General features: G+C 39.1%; 18 protein-coding genes and 1 riboswitch. Of the genes, 11 read left to right on the top strand and 7 right to left on the bottom strand.

The genetic code is table 11. The features are described from left to right. Positions 1–9: 9 nt before the first annotated feature. Genes ACYQ03_RS13275 through eutM form a run of 4 tightly spaced genes read left to right on the top strand, consistent with a single transcriptional unit; the run spans position 10 to position 3,134 of the window. Complete coding sequence (locus ACYQ03_RS13275) at positions 10–645, top strand: BMC-T shell protein (RefSeq protein WP_459910398.1); 636 nt, start codon at positions 10–12, stop codon at positions 643–645. A 39-nt stretch (positions 646–684) separates the two neighbouring features. Further along, a complete protein-coding gene (locus ACYQ03_RS13270) occupies positions 685–2,169 on the top strand; it encodes an acetaldehyde dehydrogenase (acetylating) (RefSeq protein WP_459910397.1) in 1,485 nt (494 codons plus the stop codon). Continuing rightward, entirely contained in the window at positions 2,170–2,823 is a 654-nt protein-coding gene (locus ACYQ03_RS13265; RefSeq protein WP_459910396.1) for a phosphate propanoyltransferase, read from the top strand. It begins immediately after the preceding gene. A gap of 20 nt (positions 2,824–2,843) precedes the next feature. Beyond that, on the top strand, positions 2,844–3,134 hold the full coding sequence (gene eutM / locus ACYQ03_RS13260) for an ethanolamine utilization microcompartment protein EutM (RefSeq protein WP_459910395.1): 291 nt from the start codon (positions 2,844–2,846) through the stop codon (positions 3,132–3,134). Positions 3,135–3,388: 254 nt separating this feature from the next. Here eutM and ACYQ03_RS13255 read toward each other — a convergent pair whose 3' ends face one another. The 3 genes from ACYQ03_RS13255 to ACYQ03_RS13245 all read right to left on the bottom strand — a co-directional run bounded on the left by ACYQ03_RS13255 (position 3,389) and on the right by ACYQ03_RS13245 (position 6,318). Continuing rightward, positions 3,389–4,189 (bottom strand): ExeA family protein, encoded by an 801-nt coding sequence (locus ACYQ03_RS13255; RefSeq protein ID WP_459907552.1) that lies wholly within the window; start codon positions 4,187–4,189, stop codon positions 3,389–3,391. Further along, positions 4,189–5,571 (bottom strand): DDE-type integrase/transposase/recombinase, encoded by a 1,383-nt coding sequence (locus ACYQ03_RS13250; RefSeq protein WP_459907551.1) that lies wholly within the window; start codon positions 5,569–5,571, stop codon positions 4,189–4,191. Before ACYQ03_RS13250 ends, ACYQ03_RS13255 begins: the two co-directional genes overlap by 1 nt. A gap of 165 nt (positions 5,572–5,736) precedes the next feature. Beyond that, positions 5,737–6,318 (bottom strand): DUF6431 domain-containing protein, encoded by a 582-nt coding sequence (locus ACYQ03_RS13245; protein WP_459907550.1) that lies wholly within the window; start codon positions 6,316–6,318, stop codon positions 5,737–5,739. 328 nt (positions 6,319–6,646) lie between these two features. Here ACYQ03_RS13245 and ACYQ03_RS13240 point away from each other — a divergent pair, with 328 nt between their 5' ends. The 5 genes from ACYQ03_RS13240 (at position 6,647) to nhaB (ending at position 12,670) form a co-directional block, all read left to right on the top strand. Then, positions 6,647–7,840, top strand: a complete 1,194-nt coding sequence (locus ACYQ03_RS13240) for a histidine kinase (protein WP_459910394.1) — start codon at positions 6,647–6,649, stop codon at positions 7,838–7,840. Positions 7,841–7,842: 2 nt separating this feature from the next. Continuing rightward, complete coding sequence (locus ACYQ03_RS13235; RefSeq protein WP_459910816.1) at positions 7,843–8,607, top strand: response regulator transcription factor; 765 nt, start codon at positions 7,843–7,845, stop codon at positions 8,605–8,607. Between the two features lie 224 nt (positions 8,608–8,831). Further along, positions 8,832–9,260 (top strand): MarR family winged helix-turn-helix transcriptional regulator, encoded by a 429-nt coding sequence (locus ACYQ03_RS13230; RefSeq protein WP_459910393.1) that lies wholly within the window; start codon positions 8,832–8,834, stop codon positions 9,258–9,260. Between the two features lie 260 nt (positions 9,261–9,520). After that, positions 9,521–10,669: an MFS transporter gene (locus tag ACYQ03_RS13225; RefSeq protein ID WP_459910392.1), complete on the top strand. Its 1,149-nt coding sequence runs from the start codon at positions 9,521–9,523 to the stop codon at positions 10,667–10,669. A gap of 471 nt (positions 10,670–11,140) precedes the next feature. Further along, the gene (gene nhaB / locus ACYQ03_RS13220) at positions 11,141–12,670 is read left to right on the top strand and encodes a sodium/proton antiporter NhaB (protein WP_459910391.1); all 1,530 of its coding nucleotides are present in this window, start codon (positions 11,141–11,143) and stop codon (positions 12,668–12,670) included. Between the two features lie 123 nt (positions 12,671–12,793). On the opposite strand, the gene ACYQ03_RS13215 is transcribed toward nhaB, so the two are convergent. Together ACYQ03_RS13215 and ACYQ03_RS13210 are read right to left on the bottom strand one after the other, a co-directional pair. Beyond that, positions 12,794–13,102, bottom strand: coding sequence for a DUF5316 family protein (locus tag ACYQ03_RS13215; RefSeq protein WP_459910390.1), 309 nt, complete (start codon positions 13,100–13,102; stop codon positions 12,794–12,796). Positions 13,103–13,115: 13 nt separating this feature from the next. Further along, the gene (locus ACYQ03_RS13210; RefSeq protein ID WP_459910389.1) at positions 13,116–13,280 is read right to left on the bottom strand and encodes a hypothetical protein; all 165 of its coding nucleotides are present in this window, start codon (positions 13,278–13,280) and stop codon (positions 13,116–13,118) included. Positions 13,281–13,471: 191 nt separating this feature from the next. Then, positions 13,472–13,567, top strand: a riboswitch (guanidine-I (ykkC/yxkD leader). A 62-nt stretch (positions 13,568–13,629) separates the two neighbouring features. Between ACYQ03_RS13210 and ACYQ03_RS13205 the strand changes: the two genes are divergently transcribed. Further along, positions 13,630–13,950, top strand: coding sequence for a DMT family transporter (locus tag ACYQ03_RS13205; RefSeq protein WP_459910388.1), 321 nt, complete (start codon positions 13,630–13,632; stop codon positions 13,948–13,950). Positions 13,951–14,127: 177 nt separating this feature from the next. Here the strand turns inward: ACYQ03_RS13205 and ACYQ03_RS13200 are convergent, their stop codons facing one another. Both ACYQ03_RS13200 and yedE read right to left on the bottom strand, forming a co-directional pair. Next, entirely contained in the window at positions 14,128–14,340 is a 213-nt protein-coding gene (locus ACYQ03_RS13200; protein WP_459910387.1) for a sulfurtransferase TusA family protein, read from the bottom strand. Then, positions 14,300–15,406, bottom strand: coding sequence for a YedE family putative selenium transporter (gene yedE / locus ACYQ03_RS13195; RefSeq protein WP_459910386.1), 1,107 nt, complete (start codon positions 15,404–15,406; stop codon positions 14,300–14,302). The genes ACYQ03_RS13200 and yedE overlap by 41 nt, the downstream gene beginning before the upstream one ends. 249 nt (positions 15,407–15,655) lie before the next feature. On the opposite strand from yedE, the gene phnD reads away from it, so the two are divergent. Beyond that, a complete protein-coding gene (gene phnD, locus ACYQ03_RS13190) occupies positions 15,656–16,567 on the top strand; it encodes a phosphate/phosphite/phosphonate ABC transporter substrate-binding protein (RefSeq protein WP_459910385.1) in 912 nt (303 codons plus the stop codon). Position 16,568 lies beyond the last annotated feature (1 nt).

The following is a 16,568-nucleotide window of genomic DNA, read 5'->3' as shown; positions in this document are numbered from 1 at the left end:
GGGTAAGCTATGCAGGCTCTTGGCCTAATTGAGACACGAGGACTCCTTCCTGCTATTGAATGTGCAGATGTAATGCTCAAGACGTCGCAAGTGGAACTTGTGGAGAGAACCTTTGTAGGGGGCGGCCTTGTAACAATTACCGTAACTGGGGATGTGGGAGCTGTTAAAGCTGCTGTGGAAGCAGGAGTAACAGCGGTTACAAGGATTAGCGAGTTATTTTTAGTGGCTCATCATGTAATACCTAGACCGCATTCTGATATAGACACAATGGTCGGTGGTGGCTCAAATCCCGATCCACCAAAGGAGAAAACCGTGTTACCTCAGGAAGCGGATTCAACAGCTGACCTAAATGATCAAAAGCAGAATGTAGTAACAGATTCAGATGAACCGACGACGAATACAGAAAAAGCTACCTCTGCGCCAATGCTCAAACACCTCAACAAAGAAGGCGTTGATGCATATGTACAGAAATTCGGCCTTGAAAAGACTATTAATGCACTAAAATTGCTCTCCGTTGTTAAACTTCGCAAGTTGGCAAGAGATTACAAAGAACTTGACATAGCAGGCAGAGCTATATCCAAAGCAAATAAAGACTTACTTATTGAAAAACTAACGGAATATTACCGAAAGGGAGTAAATAAGTAGCCTTTGTGAAAATAAGACGCTGGAGAGAGGAAGAGTTAATTGCAAACCTTTGATTATGATTTACAGTCAGTACAAGAGACTAGAACTTTAGCGCGTCAGGCGAAACTGGCTCAAGCTGAACTTGCTAAATTCAATTGCGAGCAGATAGACAAAATCATCTGCAATATGGTGAAAGTAGCCGAGGAAAATGCAGTTTCCCTGGCAAAATTGGCAGTGGAAGAAACCGGATTTGGTAAAGTAGAAGATAAAACCTTTAAAAACCAGTTTGCTTCCACAGAGCTATATAAATTCATTAAACCAATGCAAACCATAGGAATTATTAATGATGATCAAGTTAATAAAGTGGTGGAAATTGCAGAACCCGTGGGACTTTTAATGGGGATTATTCCCTCAACTAACCCCACCTCCACGGCTATTTACAAATCCATAATTGCCATTAAAGCACGTAACGGCATTGTCTTCTCACCACATCCATCAGCCCTGAAATGTACTCTGCAAGCAGCCAAACTAATGCATGATGCAGCAGTAGCTGCCGGTGCACCGGCTAATATCATTGGTTGTATTTCCAAACCCTCTATGCCTGCAACCAATGAATTGATGAAATGTGATGAAGTAGACATGATTATTGCCACCGGTGGTACAGCCATGGTCAAGGCTGCCTATAGCGCAGGGAAACCAGCACTGGGCGTAGGCCCTGGCAATGTTCCAGCCTATATTGAAAGAACTGCAAATGTACAAAAGGCAGTTAAAAATATTATCACCAGTAAAACCTTTGACAATGGAACCATATGTGCATCCGAGCAAGCGGTTATTGTTGAAGAAAGCATGCGTGATCAAGTTATAGAAGAGTTCAGACGTCAAGGTGGCTACTTCATGACTCCTGCGGAAACAGACAAAGTTGCCAAGAATTTGTTTGTCCGGGGCCATGCCATGAATGCTAAGTTTGTAGGGCGCTCCGCGCAAGTCATCGCAGACAGTGCTGGCATAGTTATTCCACCTGGAACAAAAGTTCTGTTGGGTGAACAAAAGGGAGTGGGAAAAGAATATCCCCTATCTTTTGAGAAATTAACTACCGTTCTGGCCTTCTATACCGTAAAAGATTGGGAAGAAGCTTGCGATGTGTGCATCAAGTTACTGAAAAATGGCGGTGTGGGTCATAGCCTCTCCATTCATACGGAGAACCCTGAAATAGCTATGAAATTCGCTGCCAAGCCAGTATTTAGAATCTTAGTAAACACACCTTCCACCCATGGCGGTGTGGGTGTAAGTACCGGACTAGCTCCAGCCTTTACCCTGGGTTGCGGTACTTGGGGCGGTAGCGCAACCTCCGATAATGTAACCCCCATGCACCTGATCAACAGAAAACGTGTAGCCTACGGAATCAAAGAATGCAACGAAAATTCAAGTACTATTAATTCAGCCTGCGTGGCACAAAGTAGTAGCACTAGTGCCATCAGTGAAGATCATATTATGAATGTTGTGAATGAAGTTATTGCTCTACTAAAAAAAAGAGGTGATAACTAAGTGGGAAAGTATGACGCTTTAGCAGAGCTTCTGCTGGAGGCAATTAAAGAAGGGGGGCGTTATCAGAAGGACACCAATACCGATGCCAACTCTATACCTGTGGGAATATCTAACCGTCACATTCATCTTTCTCAAACAGATCTGGAAACCTTGTTTGGCGTAGGATATCAATTGGCAAAAGCCAAGGATTTGTCCCAACCTATGCAATATGCCTGCAAGGAAACCTTGACCATATGCGGACCCAAGGGTGCTATTGAAAAGGTTCGCATCCTCGGGCCAGTGAGAAGCGAAACGCAGGTAGAAATACTTCAGGCAGATTGCTTCAAACTTGGCATCAGCGCGCCGGTGAAAATGTCTGGAGACTTGCAAGGAACTCCGGGAATCACTATCATTGGCCCCAAAGGAAGCATCTCGCTGTCCAAAGGAGTTATAGTAGCTCAACGACATATTCATATGACACTGGAAGATGCAAAGCGTTTAGGTGTAACTGATGGAGAACAGGTTAGCATAGAAATGGGCGGACTCCGTGGAGGAACTTTCTCCAATGTCGCCATTAGAGCCAACAACACATCGGCTCTTGAATGTCATATCGATACAGAAGAAGCTAATGCACTTAATATTGGACCCAAATCAAGAATAAAAATTATAAAATAAATTTTAGGAGGAAACAAAAAATGAGTAGATCAGAAGCTTTAGGATTAATTGAAACCAAAGGTTTAGTAGGAGCAATTGAATCGGCCGATGCAATGGTCAAAGCAGCCAACGTTCAACTGATTGGCTACGAAAAAGTTGGCGGTGGTCTGGTTACCGTTATGGTAAGAGGAGATGTTGGTGCTGTAAAGGCAGCAACCGACGCTGGTGCTGCTGCTGCTCAACGAGTTGGTGAACTAATTTCCGTTCATGTAATTCCACGTCCACACAGCGACGTAGAAATCATTCTCCCCGCTAGGAAAGAAGTATTATAATATTAGACAAGCCATAGAAAAGGGTTGCCTCAATAAAATGAGGCAACCCTTTTCTATGTATTTAAAGCTTAAGTGTCAATTCTCAAATTAATCTAGCTAAGATTCTCAAAATAAATTAGTGTATCCTTCCTGAAACTAGCCCGTTATTCGCAAATTAATTTAGACTTCCCTAACTAATTATCAAATTAAATTAGTACGTATCCAAGTCCGGTTTTGGGGTAAAAAGAAAACCGGGTATTTCACCCGGAATCTCACTAAATATTTAATTCATTTTGTGCATGATAAATGGCTTCTTCATCAATACTTCTTTGATTTTGGTTACAGGCGTAAATCATTGCATTAGTCAGTAAACTATTGACCACCCTAGGTATGCCATTTGAATTAGAATAAATAACTTCATAGGCTGCCTCAGTAATAATATCCTCTACCAGTCCGGCCAACCGCAGTCTGCTGTTACAATAATCTTTAATTTCTTCCTGCCTTAAGCCTTGCATAATATGCTTAACAGCAAGTCTTTGCCTAAGGGGTTTGTTAATATTTAAACCTAGCTTGTTACGTATAGGTGGTTGACCGGCTAAGATAAGGATAAATGGATTTTGTGAATCCATTTTAAAGTTAAAGATTAGCCTTAAATCTTCTAGTAGCTTGTTTGAGGCCATGTGTATCTCATCTAAGATAATTACTGGTGTTATCCGATTATCATAATACATAGAACTGATTGCCTGCTGAATCTGGCGGAACATTACCACCCTCCGATTAGCCGGTTGCTCACCAAGTTCTAGAGTTAGGGCTTGGTAAAACTCTGATAATGTAACAGTAGCCAAAGAAAAGTAACAGTGACGATAGAGGGATGGATTTAATTCAGTAACAAATTTACGCAAAGTTGTGGATTTACCTGTTCCCGGTTCTCCCGCCACTAATCCAATGCCTCTGGTTTGCTGTAAATATTTCAATCTATGTTCAAGTTCCAATAAATCTTGGCTGATGAATAGATTCTCAGTGGGTATCTCTTTGGTAAAGGGATTGAATTTAAGACCAAAATGTTGAAGGAACATTAAATATCACCAGCCTCATTAGTTTTTTTAGAAAGACTTGCAAAAGAAATGCTACTGCTGGGAATGAGAGACGATGTATCAGTGTTAGTAGGGCTGATTTCTAAATCCTCTTTTTTGCTTGATGCTGCCGGACGTCCACGTCTTTTTACTTTGGAGTTATCATAGAAATTGATCATTCGGGCTTCCCCTACAAATTTGCCACCTTGGTAGAGGGGTAATGTTCTTTGGGGAACAGACAACCATTCCGGTTCAAACCGCACCTCTACCTTGGAGTTGGCTAAACCTTGGTCAGTTTCATAAAGTACTCTGTTTACTGATAAAGTAGCATCATGGTTTACCTTGCGGCCAATACGCATTAAAAAATGTTCTCTCAATAACTCGGGGTCAGAATAAAGCTGCACCTTATGGGCTTGAGACATAAAAAAATCCAAGGGGCTTACCCCTAGGGTACTGTGAGTTTTACGATGATAATCTTCTTCAAGCCATCGCCAAAAGAGCAAATTTAATTCATCCACGCTCGTAATTTTAGTAGGATCGATGGTGGATAAAAAACGCTGGCGGACAGTAAGAAAGAACCTTTCAACTTTCCCCTTAGCGTTCGGCGTAAATGGGGCAGCATGAATTAATGAACACCCTAACCCAGCACAAAGCATAGCTAACTGATTAGTGCGATAAACCTTACCGTTGTCGGTGTAAATCATTTTGGGAATTCCTCGTCTTAGTATAGCTTCCCGCAATGCTGTACGCATAGCTGTGTAGTTCTGGGTATCAAAAAACTGACCATGAGTAACAATCCTTGAGGCATCATCTAAAAATACAATTAGGTAGGTTTGCTTTTTAGACTTACCTATCCTAATGTATGGCCCATACATAATGTCGGCTTGCCATAGCTCGTTAATCGATTGGTAAGAAAATCTTTTAAGTTCACGTTCTTTCTCCTCCGGGTCTATGCCTGCTGCTAAATCGGGATTAGCGGCCATAAACCGATAAAAGGTGGCCTTAGATAATTTGTTAGGGTCAAAGGCGCCATCTTTAACCAGTTCTTCATACAATAACACTGTGGTTAACCGAGGTTTTTCTGCTCGTTTTTTCCTGATGGCATCAGCGATTTCAAGGCTTACTTTACGACTCTTGCCTCGATCAGAGCGGTGACCAGGTTTTAAAGCCTCAATTCCACCTCGGCGGTACTCAAAGAGCCAAAATAGCAGTGTCTTTGGTGAATAACGCTTTAAGCCGTAATATGGCATATCAATGGGTTCACTGCATAGGGCTTTAAAATATTCTGTTTGATTTGTGATCTGGCCATTTAATACGGGGCTAATCAGAGAAAATCTTTTTAAAGCAATATTTTCTCTATCCTCTGTGGAAAGCACAACAAACACACCTCCGGCAATCTTTAAATTTGCGGGAGATGTTTAACCGGCTAAACTTATCCCATAGTCTGAAGGATACCATTAGTCTCTGCAAGGTACTATGCAAAAGTTCTGTTTTTTACCCATCTCTTCAAATTTTTAGAATGATTGGTTTTCTAAATGGCTAAACTAATTTTAGAGATGGGCCATAAAGGAACTGTTGCATTGTGAGAAAAACCTTGTGGAGAAGGCTTGGATTGTATTGAATCCGGATATCGCAATGTTCAGCACCCTTTTGGCCTTTTCTTTTTCTTCAATTTCATCTGGTAACTTAACCTCCGGCATTAAATGTCGTAACACTACTTGAATGAAGTTCAGGTTGCTTTTAAACCGACGTCGGTAGAACTGTAAGTGTTGCCTTTGCCAATCGACACTAGCCATTAGGGATTTAAGAAAAGATACGATATTAAATACCTGACAAATCAAGTTCGCCCAAATAAGGGCTAGGGTATATTGATAATATGGAAGGCAGAAGGATGGTAAGTAAGAAAAAGTGTGACCACATCTTGGGCATAAGTATCTCCTAATCATAATTCGTTCGTTAAAATTAATTGAAATAACATTTCGTATGTAATATCCGTATGGTCTGGGTGGGATAGGTATCCTGCAATCTGGATGCAAACAGGTTTCTGGTCTTGGAAAAGAATATGTTTTTCCGGCATTAAAGTAGTCCAGTGGAGTATCTTCAGTATAAAAAATGAGTTGCAAGTTTATCACCTCACAACTCATTGTTCCCAAGATTAATGCCATTATATTATGAGAAAAAATATCACAATAGTTTAGCCGTTACCTGATTCGTAAATTATTTAATTAGTTTATTGTTAACCCTTTCTGGCTTATATAAAATGAGGATTTACACTTAAGGTTTATTCTGACGCATGGCTCCTACTGTAGCAAAGGCTGATCCTATTTACATTTTTATAGGGGTATTGTATTATTAAAAAGATATAATTCTGTTTTATTCGACTTTTTTTGACATTAATTGGCTCTAAATCAGCGGTTAATACATTGTTAAATCAGAGAAAAGGACTTAGGGCGAAAAAGCATGAATAAGACTAATAAAACACTACACAATTTAGTAGATGGCAATCTATATTCTCGATATAGCGGACTTCTATCCTTGTCCAATATTTCTCTCCATTTGATCGATACCAATGGAGATATTCTGCTTGAGTTTAATCCTTCTCCCGACTTTTGTAAACTTATTTGTCAGGAAGATGAAAAGCGAATTTGTACAGACTATCTTTCAAGATTAAAACCAGGCAAAGGAGACCGATTTAACTGTAGGCATGGACTTGAAAACATTGTTTTACCAGTGGTTATTAACGACAAAACCATAGGCTATATAGTGGGGGCCCAAGTTTATTTACCAGGTAATGAATACAGGAAATATTTAATTGATATTATGGGCATAGCAAAGGAGAAAAAACTTGAACCTGAGTTTGTTGCAAAAGCGATTGCAGCCATAAAAACCACTGAGGAAAACAAAGTTGAAGTTCATGAGCAACTATGTAACCATATTGCTAAGAATATTTCCTATGACTTTTCTGAAAGTATCAATAGCACAGATAAGGCAATAACAAGATTATCTATTGAAAAAGAAATGTTGGAAAAGAAGATTCTTGACCTGGAAGCAAAAAATATGTCTTTGGTCATTAACCCACATTTCTTATTTAATACCTTAAATTCCATAGCACGTATAGCCTACTTTGAAAAATCTCATACAACGGAAGAACTCATTTACTGTCTTTCGGACTTATTACGCTATAACTTAAAGCAAGATGATGAGTTACACACCATCGGAAATGAGATGGACAATATCGAGAAATACCTCTATATTCAGAAAGTACGCTTTAAAAATCGCTTAGAATACGACATTGATATTGCAGAGGATATTAAACCACACAGAATACCCAATATGATTATTCAACCCATCGTCGAGAATGCCCTTATTCACGGTATCTCCCCGAAAAGGGATGGCGGCAAGATAAAAATTAGCGCGGAAAAATATAAAGATAAGATAGATATTTTTGTTATGGATAATGGGAATGGTTTTCCCAAAGAAGTTTTACAAAGCCTACAACAATCTGAGAGTAAGCTAGGAATTGGTTTTCGCAGTACAGACAAACGTTTAAAACAATATTTCGGAGAGAGTTACGGCTTGAAAATCGTAAAATCTGACTATTCTGGAAGTACTATCACAATCTCGATTCCTACCAAACCCAATGCGAGGCGATAATGATGAGCATAGTTTTAATTGTGGAAGATGAGTTGCTCGAATTGGAGTTTCTAAAATCGATTGTGGCCGAGGAGCTTAAGGATAAGGAAGATAAAATACTCACTTGTCAAAGTGGAATCCAGGCTGTCAAACTGGCCAAGCAGTATCGGCCAGATATAATGATCATGGATATACACATCCCAGAAATGGATGGCTTACAAGCAATCAAGGAGATAAGGAAATTTCTCCCCCAGGCAAGTATAATGATCCTTTCTGCCTATTCAGATTTTTCCTATGCCCAAACAGCAATCCGTCTCCGTGTCCAGGAATACCTGCTAAAACCCATTAAACCGGTGATTTTTAGACAGGTATTTCATGATTTGTTGGCTTCTATAGCTACGTCCCAGGAACATTCTGATGAACAGGTAATGGAACCGAAAGCCAATCAGATGCAAATTATTGAAAAAGCATTAAAATATATTCACGATAACTTTAAACAAAAATTATCTCTGCAAATGGTCTCATCCTATGTATACTTGAATCCCCAGTATTTTAGCCGCATTTTTAAAAAAGAAGTAGGAGTGAGCTATATAGATTATATAAACAAATTAAAGATTGAGTATGCTTGTAAATTATTAGAAACAACTAACTATCCTGCCTATCGTATTTCCAGTGAATGCGGGTTTACTGATCCTTCCTATTTTAATCGTGTCTTTGTACAGCAAATGAATATGACACCAAAAGCATACAGAACAAAACATCTGTGTGATAATACAGATAATAACTAAACCCCTTTATTTATACCCCCAAACTTCTTCAAGTAACTCTTTTAACAGTGTGTGGTTGAAGCTAATAAACCACACACTATTTTTTAGTCATGCCACACTTCCTGGAAAGTAGGTCAGGCAGAAAAAAACTTACTGCATTTTAAAATTTCTAAATTGTTGATTTTTAGTTTTCTTAAAGATATAATTGTCTTGACAAGATTATTTTGTTGTAGAGGGAGATACCAGTGACCTTTAACCTTGATAATAGCCTAGGATATATTTTAAATCGTACAAATACACGTATGAAAAATAACTTGCTGCACCATTTTAAAGATTATAATGTAACTCCCGAACAATGGGCAGTTTTAAATCGTTTATGGCAGAGAGAAGGAATCTCTCCTAAAGAATTGGCAGAATTAACTTCCAAAGATCAACCCACAACAGTAAGAATTCTAGCAAAGCTTGAAAAGAAGGGCTTTATTACAAGAGAAGTTAACCCGGAAGATAATAGAGCGTATCAAATTTTCCTCACCAGTGAGGGGCGTGACTTAAAGGATAAACTATTTCCTTTAGCATTTGAGGCACTTAATGAGTCTATAAAAGGCCTTGATAAAGAACAAATAGAGGTGGTTAAAGAGGTTCTTAATAAAATTTTTGAGAACCTTGATAAATAATTTTTAGCTAAATACTTGTTTAGACAAATAACTGTAAAATTTAATAATGATATTTTGAGCTTGCTTTTTCTTAGGGGGTCAAAAAATGCTGAAAACTGAGCTAGCAATTATATTGTTCTTACTAGTTGGTTGCATTGTTTACCTATTCTCAAAGAGAATTTATAAGCATTAAGGAGGCTATGGAAAACGAGCGCATATTGCTGTTGTTTTGACCCTGAATGCTAATAGTTAGACAACAAATTATAGAAGGAGAAACAATTATGAACGAAAGACATTCTATTTGGACCAAAGACTTCATCTTAATCTGTCTAACCAGCTTATTTATGTTTACAAGTTTTTATTTCTTAATTTCTACCTTACCGATGTATGTTACTGAGGTTCTAAGAGGTAGTGAAAGTAATGTTGGATATATTGTTGGGGTTCTGACCATAACAGCAGTATTAGTTCGTCCAATCTCGGGTTACATGCTTGACACAATGGGTAGAAAAAGTGTTGTGGTGTTTGCATTAGTTGCCTTTGTGGCAGTTACCTTTGCCTATAACTTAGCAACAAGTTTGCTTATGCTTTTTCTGTTAAGGGCTGTTCACGGGTTTTCCTGGGGCTTTACTTCAACAGGTGCGGGAACCATAGCCAGTGACATTGTCCCTGCTGCAAGAAGAGGGGAAGGAATGGGTTACTATGGATTAGCTGGTACCCTTGCAATGGCAGTGGGACCTGTATTAAGTCTATATATTCTTGATAACTATGGCTTTAATACTTTATTTACAACAGGTTCAATCATTGCTGCCCTTGCCCTGTTATGTGTGCTTAGTATAAAGGGCTTGGAGATTAATATGGATAAGCCGAAAACTAAGATTGGCCTTAACAGTTTTTTAGAGCCAAGGGTCTACTCCCTGTCAGTGGTATTGTTCTTTGTTAATTTGACCTATGGAGGAATTGTTTCCTTTATAACTCTTTACGCAAAAGAATTAAACATTGCTAACGCAGGTATCTTTTTCATGGTTTACGGTGTGTCCTTATTGTTTGTTAGACCCTATGCTGGAAAAATCTTCGATAAACGCGGCCCCAATCAGATAATGTTTATCGGTTTTTCTGCTTTGGCCATATCATTTTTACTACTTTTTTTTGCAAAGGGCTATCTGACCTTTGTACTATCGGCAATTATACTGGGCATAGGTTTTGGTATAGTGCAACCAACCCTTCAAGCTATGGCCATCAATAGAGTTGAGCCCTTTCGTAGAGGAGCTGCCAACGGAACAATCTTTACTGCCCTTGATTTAGGAATTGGCATTGGCTCTATCTTATTGGGGTTGGTTTCTAATAGACTCGGACTATCCTATATGTACCTTATCTGTGCCTTTATTGTTTTTATCCCTATGGTAGTTTTCTTTTGGAAGGATGCTAAATAGCCAAGTACACAGATGGGTTAGACATAGACATATTACTAAAACAAATACCCTTCACCTGTAATGACAAAATATTTTGGCATATATACTCTAAATCCGTTTATATTTGGTTTTATCAGAGTACATTCATTTTTCTAGACAAATACGTTTCTATCTGATACAATAAAATTAATTAAAAAGTGCCATGCTACGTGTTGTGCCAAATTGGTACAAGGAATTCGGACTACTGGGGGGGGTAGCCTTTAACAAGGCTATTCCTCTTTTTTGTTGTCCTTTTTTTGTGTGTTCTGACACTATAAATAGGGGGTGAATATTTTCCCAGTTTTGTACGAAGTTCACGGAAAAGTAGGTAACAAGGTCGATACTTGAATACAAAAATGGTAATACGGCAGAATACTACAGTGAGTGACTGACCTGTGAATAATTATAATGTTGTTAGTCTATATAGAATTTCTCATTTTGGAGGTGTGTTATATGAATCAGAAGGGCTTGGGACAAGAGAAACAGATGGGTATCGGCCAAGCATTTAAAGCAAATTTTCTGGGTGATGCTCCGAATTGGTACAAAACAACAATTCTCGCTTTTCTGGTGTTGAACCCTATTTTGTTGTTTACAGCCGGTCCGTACGTTACCGGTTGGGTGTTGATTGCCGAATTTATCTTTACTCTTGCAATGGCGCTAAAATGTTATCCGCTCCCTGCAGGTGGACTTCTTGCAATCGAAGCTGTTGTGATCGGGCTTACTAACCCGCATTCGATCTATCACGAAGTTGAAATGAACCTCCCGGTTATTTTGCTTTTGATGTTCATGGTTGCCGGAATCTATTTTATGAAAGAAGGTCTTGTGTATCTGTTTTCCAAGATCCTTACCAAGGTACACTCTAAAGTTGCCCTTGCATTCCTGTTTTCTATAATGGGTGCAGTTCTTTCCGCTTTTCTGGATGCGCTAACTGTAACGGCGGTGATTATTGCCGTGGCATATGGGTTCTACAACATCTTCCATAAATTTGCTTCCAGTGAAAAAATATTCGAAAAGTATGACATCAATAACGACCATATTATCGATGACAAATATCAGGAGGACCTGAATCAATTCCGTGGTTTTCTGCGCAATCTGATGATGCATGGTGCTGTGGGTACTGCGTTGGGCGGAGCAACAACACTGGTTGGTGAACCGCAGAACCTACTGATCGGTACCATTATGAAATGGGACTTTGTTGATTTCTTTTTACACAGCGCACCTGTGTCTATCCCGGTACTGATCGTTGGTCTTCTGACCTCCATTACCCTTGAAGCCACCAAGTTTTGGGGGTACGGCTATCAGCTTCCTGAGGATGTTCGAAAGGTTATGGAAGATGACGTTAAAGCCAAAGATGCTGCGATGGATACTCGCGGACGTGTACGCCTGATTATTATGGCTGTAGCCGGCGTTTTGTTGATTTTCTCCCTGGCACTTCATTTGGCAGAAGTCGGTATTATTGGTCTGATGATTATCATCCTGCTTACAGCTTTTAACGGAGTTGTTCAAGAAGGGAAGATTGGTCATGCCTTTGAAGAAGCACTGCCGTTCACTGCGCTGTTAGTAGTATTTTTCGGTATCGTTGCGGTTATTCATGACCAGCATCTGTTTACGCCGATCATTCAGTGGGTACTAAACCTGGAAGGACAGAATCAGCTTGTCGCCTTCTTTGCGGCCAACGGTGTCCTTTCTGCAATCAGTGACAATGTCTTTGTTGCTACCGTATATATGTCAGAAACACAGAAAGCCTTTGAAGCTGGAGGCATTGCGCTGGATCATTACCAAAAGATGGCTGTTTCAATCAACATGGGTACAAACATCCCTTCTGTTGCTACACCAAACGGCCAGGCGGCGTTCTTGTTCCTGTTAACCTCTGCACTTGCTCCGCTGATTCGCCTGTCTTACATGGAAATGGTGAAGCTGGCTCTACCATACACCATCGTTATGACTATTACAGGCGTGCTGGCAACAATGTACCTGTTGTAATTTAAAAATATCTAGTTAAAAAGATCAAAAAATTTAACATCACTTATCAAGCAAAAGAGAGTGTCCTATGCGACACTCTCTTTTAACAATTCTTAAGCCCTATAATTTCTATGTGAAACCAGCTCAAAACCAACCATTATATAGATAAACTAATCCCATTATCATCCCCGGTAGCCCTATGTAAAAAAACGTACTTGCCCACCTTGACCTTTCAGTTCTGTCATTTTCTGGGGTGGAGTAATAATGAGCTCTTATCTTATCACCAGAACTTCCCATGGCTCCCTGTATAAGACCTGATATTACCCAGAAGGCTAAGCCAACAAAGAATGAGTATCCAACGGCTTTAGCGTTGTAACCAGTAAAAACTGTTATGACTAGAGGTATTAATATACCGACTATCAACGAAGCTTTAGGCGATAATGACGCTATCATGGAATCCCCCCTATTAGATAAGGATATTAAGTGTATCCTTAAGGATAAATACGAGAATACAGATTAGACCAATAATGGTATATTTCCTATTTCTTCTGGAGTTAGGAAAGACGTTAAACCAATCTGCTAGTACTATAGAAGCACCAAGGATGATAACAAGGAGTATATGCAAATCCATAAAAGACCTCCCTTAGAATATTTATCATAAAGCTTATTCGTTAATTACAAAATATTTCCTGCATAATAATTAATAAATAGAATTTAGACTCAGGCTGATTATATTGAATTTTGGATGAATGTTGCACCAACTCTAAACCAAGATATCTTGACAAACATATATCAATTGTGGGATAATTTTTGATAAGATTATATTTGGTTTTCTAGGGTTCCGCAGTTTATGCTGGTCTGGACCGAGAGAAAGCACACAGATTACTGTGCACACGGAGGGATAAAAACCCGGGAGGATATCAACAAGATATCTTTTCGGGTTTTATTATTTTTCTAATTGTAAGGAGGTTTTATTTGAAATGGTATGGTTTTATATAATTGTAGCAGGCTTATTTGAAGTTGTATGGGCGATAAGTTTAAAATACTCAGAAGGTTTTACTCGTTTGTATCCGTCAGCAATAACAATAGTTGGTATGATGATTAGTTTTTATTTTTTATCCTTATCTTTAAAAGTTCTACCAATTGGTAATGCATATGCGATCTGGACGGGAATAGGAGCGGTAGGTGCGGTGATTGTTGGTATAGTTGCCTTTAATGAACCACATGATATAACACGTCTAATCTTTGTTGGATTCATTTTGGTTGGTATCGTCGGGTTAAAATATTCTTCCAATATTTAATAGCAACATAGTCATGATTTAATTAATATTCATTTTATGCCGTAAAGTTACAAATTACGGGTGTTTCATATATATTTCCCACCAAATGAGATTGAGCCACCGTTTCTGTTTGACTACTTGGCTTTCTAAACGGAAACGGTGGCTCTATGCTATTGGAAGAAATACAAGACATAATCCTTACTTGCTAAGATTTAATATGATATCTGAACCTTGTTGTTGTACAACAACCTTCCAACCCATATTTTCTGCTGCTCGAGTAACATTTTCTTTAGCTGTGTTATTATCTACTAGTACCTGAATGTTACCTGATATTGTTTGATTTAATACTTGACGTGTTAATATTACCGGCTCAGGACACGATAGTCCCCGAGCGTCCACTGTTTTTAACATTGATATTTCCCCCTATTGCTTTACTTCCTTGCAATCCAAGTACTCCAATTGCCGCCACTACTAGAATTCCCAAAATCACAGCTACCTGACCTGCACTAGATACTCCTTTTGTACTAGCAGCCAGACCGTAATTATGAGCAAAGGCTGCGCCAGCTATAAAACCTAACACAGTAATAACCGAGTCGGTGTTACCTTCACTGGCAGAAATGATTTGGCGAAGTGGACAACCACCTAGTAAAATAGATGATAAGCCTGCCAATACCATGCCTAAGAAATTCCACAACCCATCGTTATGAGCTATGGGCTGTTGTTCAAAACCTAGGTTAAAATTACCTATTAATATGTTTCCAATGGTGGCAATTACCAGCATAGCAACAAAACCTGACAGCAGATGAGTGTCCCGGAAGAAAATCAAATCACGGATACCACCAACCATGCATAAACGGGAACGCTGGGCTAAAATCCCCACCAGTAAACCTGACCCTATAGATATTATTATTGGGGCATGCATAGAACCTGGACCCTCTTGACTGAAGAAAATAAATGCGGGTTGAACTAATAAAAATACCAATAAAATGATAGCTATAATCGGGAATATGTAACCAGAACCTTTATTTTGTGGTATAGCCCTACCCAGAGAATAGCCGTACTTTAAAAACATTGTACCAATTGCAACCCCAACTATTAAACCCACTAAACCTACCAAGGCATTTAAATCCCCGCCCGCTAGCCTTAATACCACGCGTACCGGGCATCCTAAAAATACCAACATACCGATTATACCCAAAAAGGCTAGTGTAAAGCGGGCTAGCGTATTTGAGCCACCCACAACTCTAAATTCACGACTGAAAAGAGCCGAAATAAAGGCACCCAGTATCAATCCTATTATCTCAGGACGAAGGTATTGAACTGGTGCTGCTCGATGTAGCCCTAAAGCTCCTGATATATCCCGCAAAAAACAGGCAATACAATAGCCCATGTTAGCGGGGTTTCCCATGGTAACCAAAAATACACCAAAGAGTCCGACAATTCCCCCTGTGGCTACAATAAGTATTTTGTTTCTCATTAGAAACCTCCTTTGTGAATTATTTTATACATATCGTCTATTAAACAAATATATTGAATAACCTGTTATATTACATATGAAATATATTGATATATCAAGCCTGTTATTGGTTGGGATAACTGTAAGTAATATATCTAAAAAATAAAAAGCTTATATAAAATTCTAGCTAACTATAACAAAAAGTTATTGGACGCATAAATGCCATTTATGTTATCTTTGATTGGTATTATATTCGAGGAGGAATTTTGATTGCGTAGCAAAAAGTTTTTACTTGTGTTAGTAGTTTTTTTACTAGGGATTTCCTTGGTGGGCTGTGGCAGCCAGGGAGAAAAAGGATCTCCAAAAGAATCAAAGGCTGCTAGCCAAGAACCTGCTGACAATGCAAAGATTCTAAAAGTAGGACTTGTTCCTAACCAGGCTCCAGATCAAATGAAGGCTAAATATGAACCATTTAAAGCTTATCTTCAAGAAACGCTGGGTATAGAGGTAGAACTCTATGTAGCCAATAATTATGCCGGTGTGGTTGAGGCAATGGCAAGTGGCAAACTGGATATGGCTTACTTTGGCGGATTAACCTACGTACAGGCCAAGCAGAGGGCCAAGATTCACCCCATTGTCACTGAGATTGATAGTGAAACCAAAACAACAAAGTACTATAGTTTGATCATCACCCCTGCCGACAGCAAGATAAAGAGTGTAGCCGAATTAAAAGATAAAACCTTTGCCTTTGGAGATGTCAGTTCCACCTCGGGTTCCCTTTACCCGAGGATTATGTTGGATCAGGCGGGGTTAAAAATACCGGATGATTTTGCCAATGTTATTTATACGGGAAAACATGATGCTACAGCAATGGCAGTTGAGAAAGGTAAAGTTGATGCGGGTGGTCTAGAGGGCAGGATCTTAAACAAACTCATTGCGGACGGTCAAATTGATAAAACTAAAATTCGCATCTTGGCTAAGTCTGATATGATTGAAGGCTACCCCTGGGTTGTCATAGATTCAATGGATAAAGAGTTAGAAAACAAAATTATCGAAGCATTTTTGGCCATGAATGATGAAGAATTGCTTAAACTTTTGAAGGCAGAGGGCTTTGCTAAAGTTACTAAAGAAGATTATAAATACATTGAAGAACAAGCAGCACGGTTAGGACTGCTCAAATAGC

This window comes from Desulfotomaculum defluvii, from assembly GCF_054657375.1.
This window is presented reverse-complemented; position numbering and strand designations above follow the sequence as displayed.

Coding starts and splice junctions, on each gene's coding strand:
- ACYQ03_RS13275 (WP_459910398.1), top strand. CDS start 10: ATGCAGGCTCTTGGCCTAATTGAGACACGAGGACTCCTTCCTGCTATT.
- eutM (WP_459910395.1), top strand. CDS start 2,844: ATGAGTAGATCAGAAGCTTTAGGATTAATTGAAACCAAAGGTTTAGTA.
- ACYQ03_RS13255 (WP_459907552.1), bottom strand. CDS start 4,189: ATGTTCCTTCAACATTTTGGTCTTAAATTCAATCCCTTTACCAAAGAG.
- ACYQ03_RS13240 (WP_459910394.1), top strand. CDS start 6,647: ATGAATAAGACTAATAAAACACTACACAATTTAGTAGATGGCAATCTA.
- ACYQ03_RS13235 (WP_459910816.1), top strand. CDS start 7,843: ATGAGCATAGTTTTAATTGTGGAAGATGAGTTGCTCGAATTGGAGTTT.
- ACYQ03_RS13225 (WP_459910392.1), top strand. CDS start 9,521: ATGAACGAAAGACATTCTATTTGGACCAAAGACTTCATCTTAATCTGT.
- nhaB (WP_459910391.1), top strand. CDS start 11,141: ATGAATCAGAAGGGCTTGGGACAAGAGAAACAGATGGGTATCGGCCAA.
- ACYQ03_RS13215 (WP_459910390.1), bottom strand. CDS start 13,102: ATGATAGCGTCATTATCGCCTAAAGCTTCGTTGATAGTCGGTATATTA.
- ACYQ03_RS13210 (WP_459910389.1), bottom strand. CDS start 13,280: ATGGATTTGCATATACTCCTTGTTATCATCCTTGGTGCTTCTATAGTA.
- ACYQ03_RS13205 (WP_459910388.1), top strand. CDS start 13,630: ATGGTATGGTTTTATATAATTGTAGCAGGCTTATTTGAAGTTGTATGG.
- ACYQ03_RS13200 (WP_459910387.1), bottom strand. CDS start 14,340: ATGTTAAAAACAGTGGACGCTCGGGGACTATCGTGTCCTGAGCCGGTA.
- yedE (WP_459910386.1), bottom strand. CDS start 15,406: ATGAGAAACAAAATACTTATTGTAGCCACAGGGGGAATTGTCGGACTC.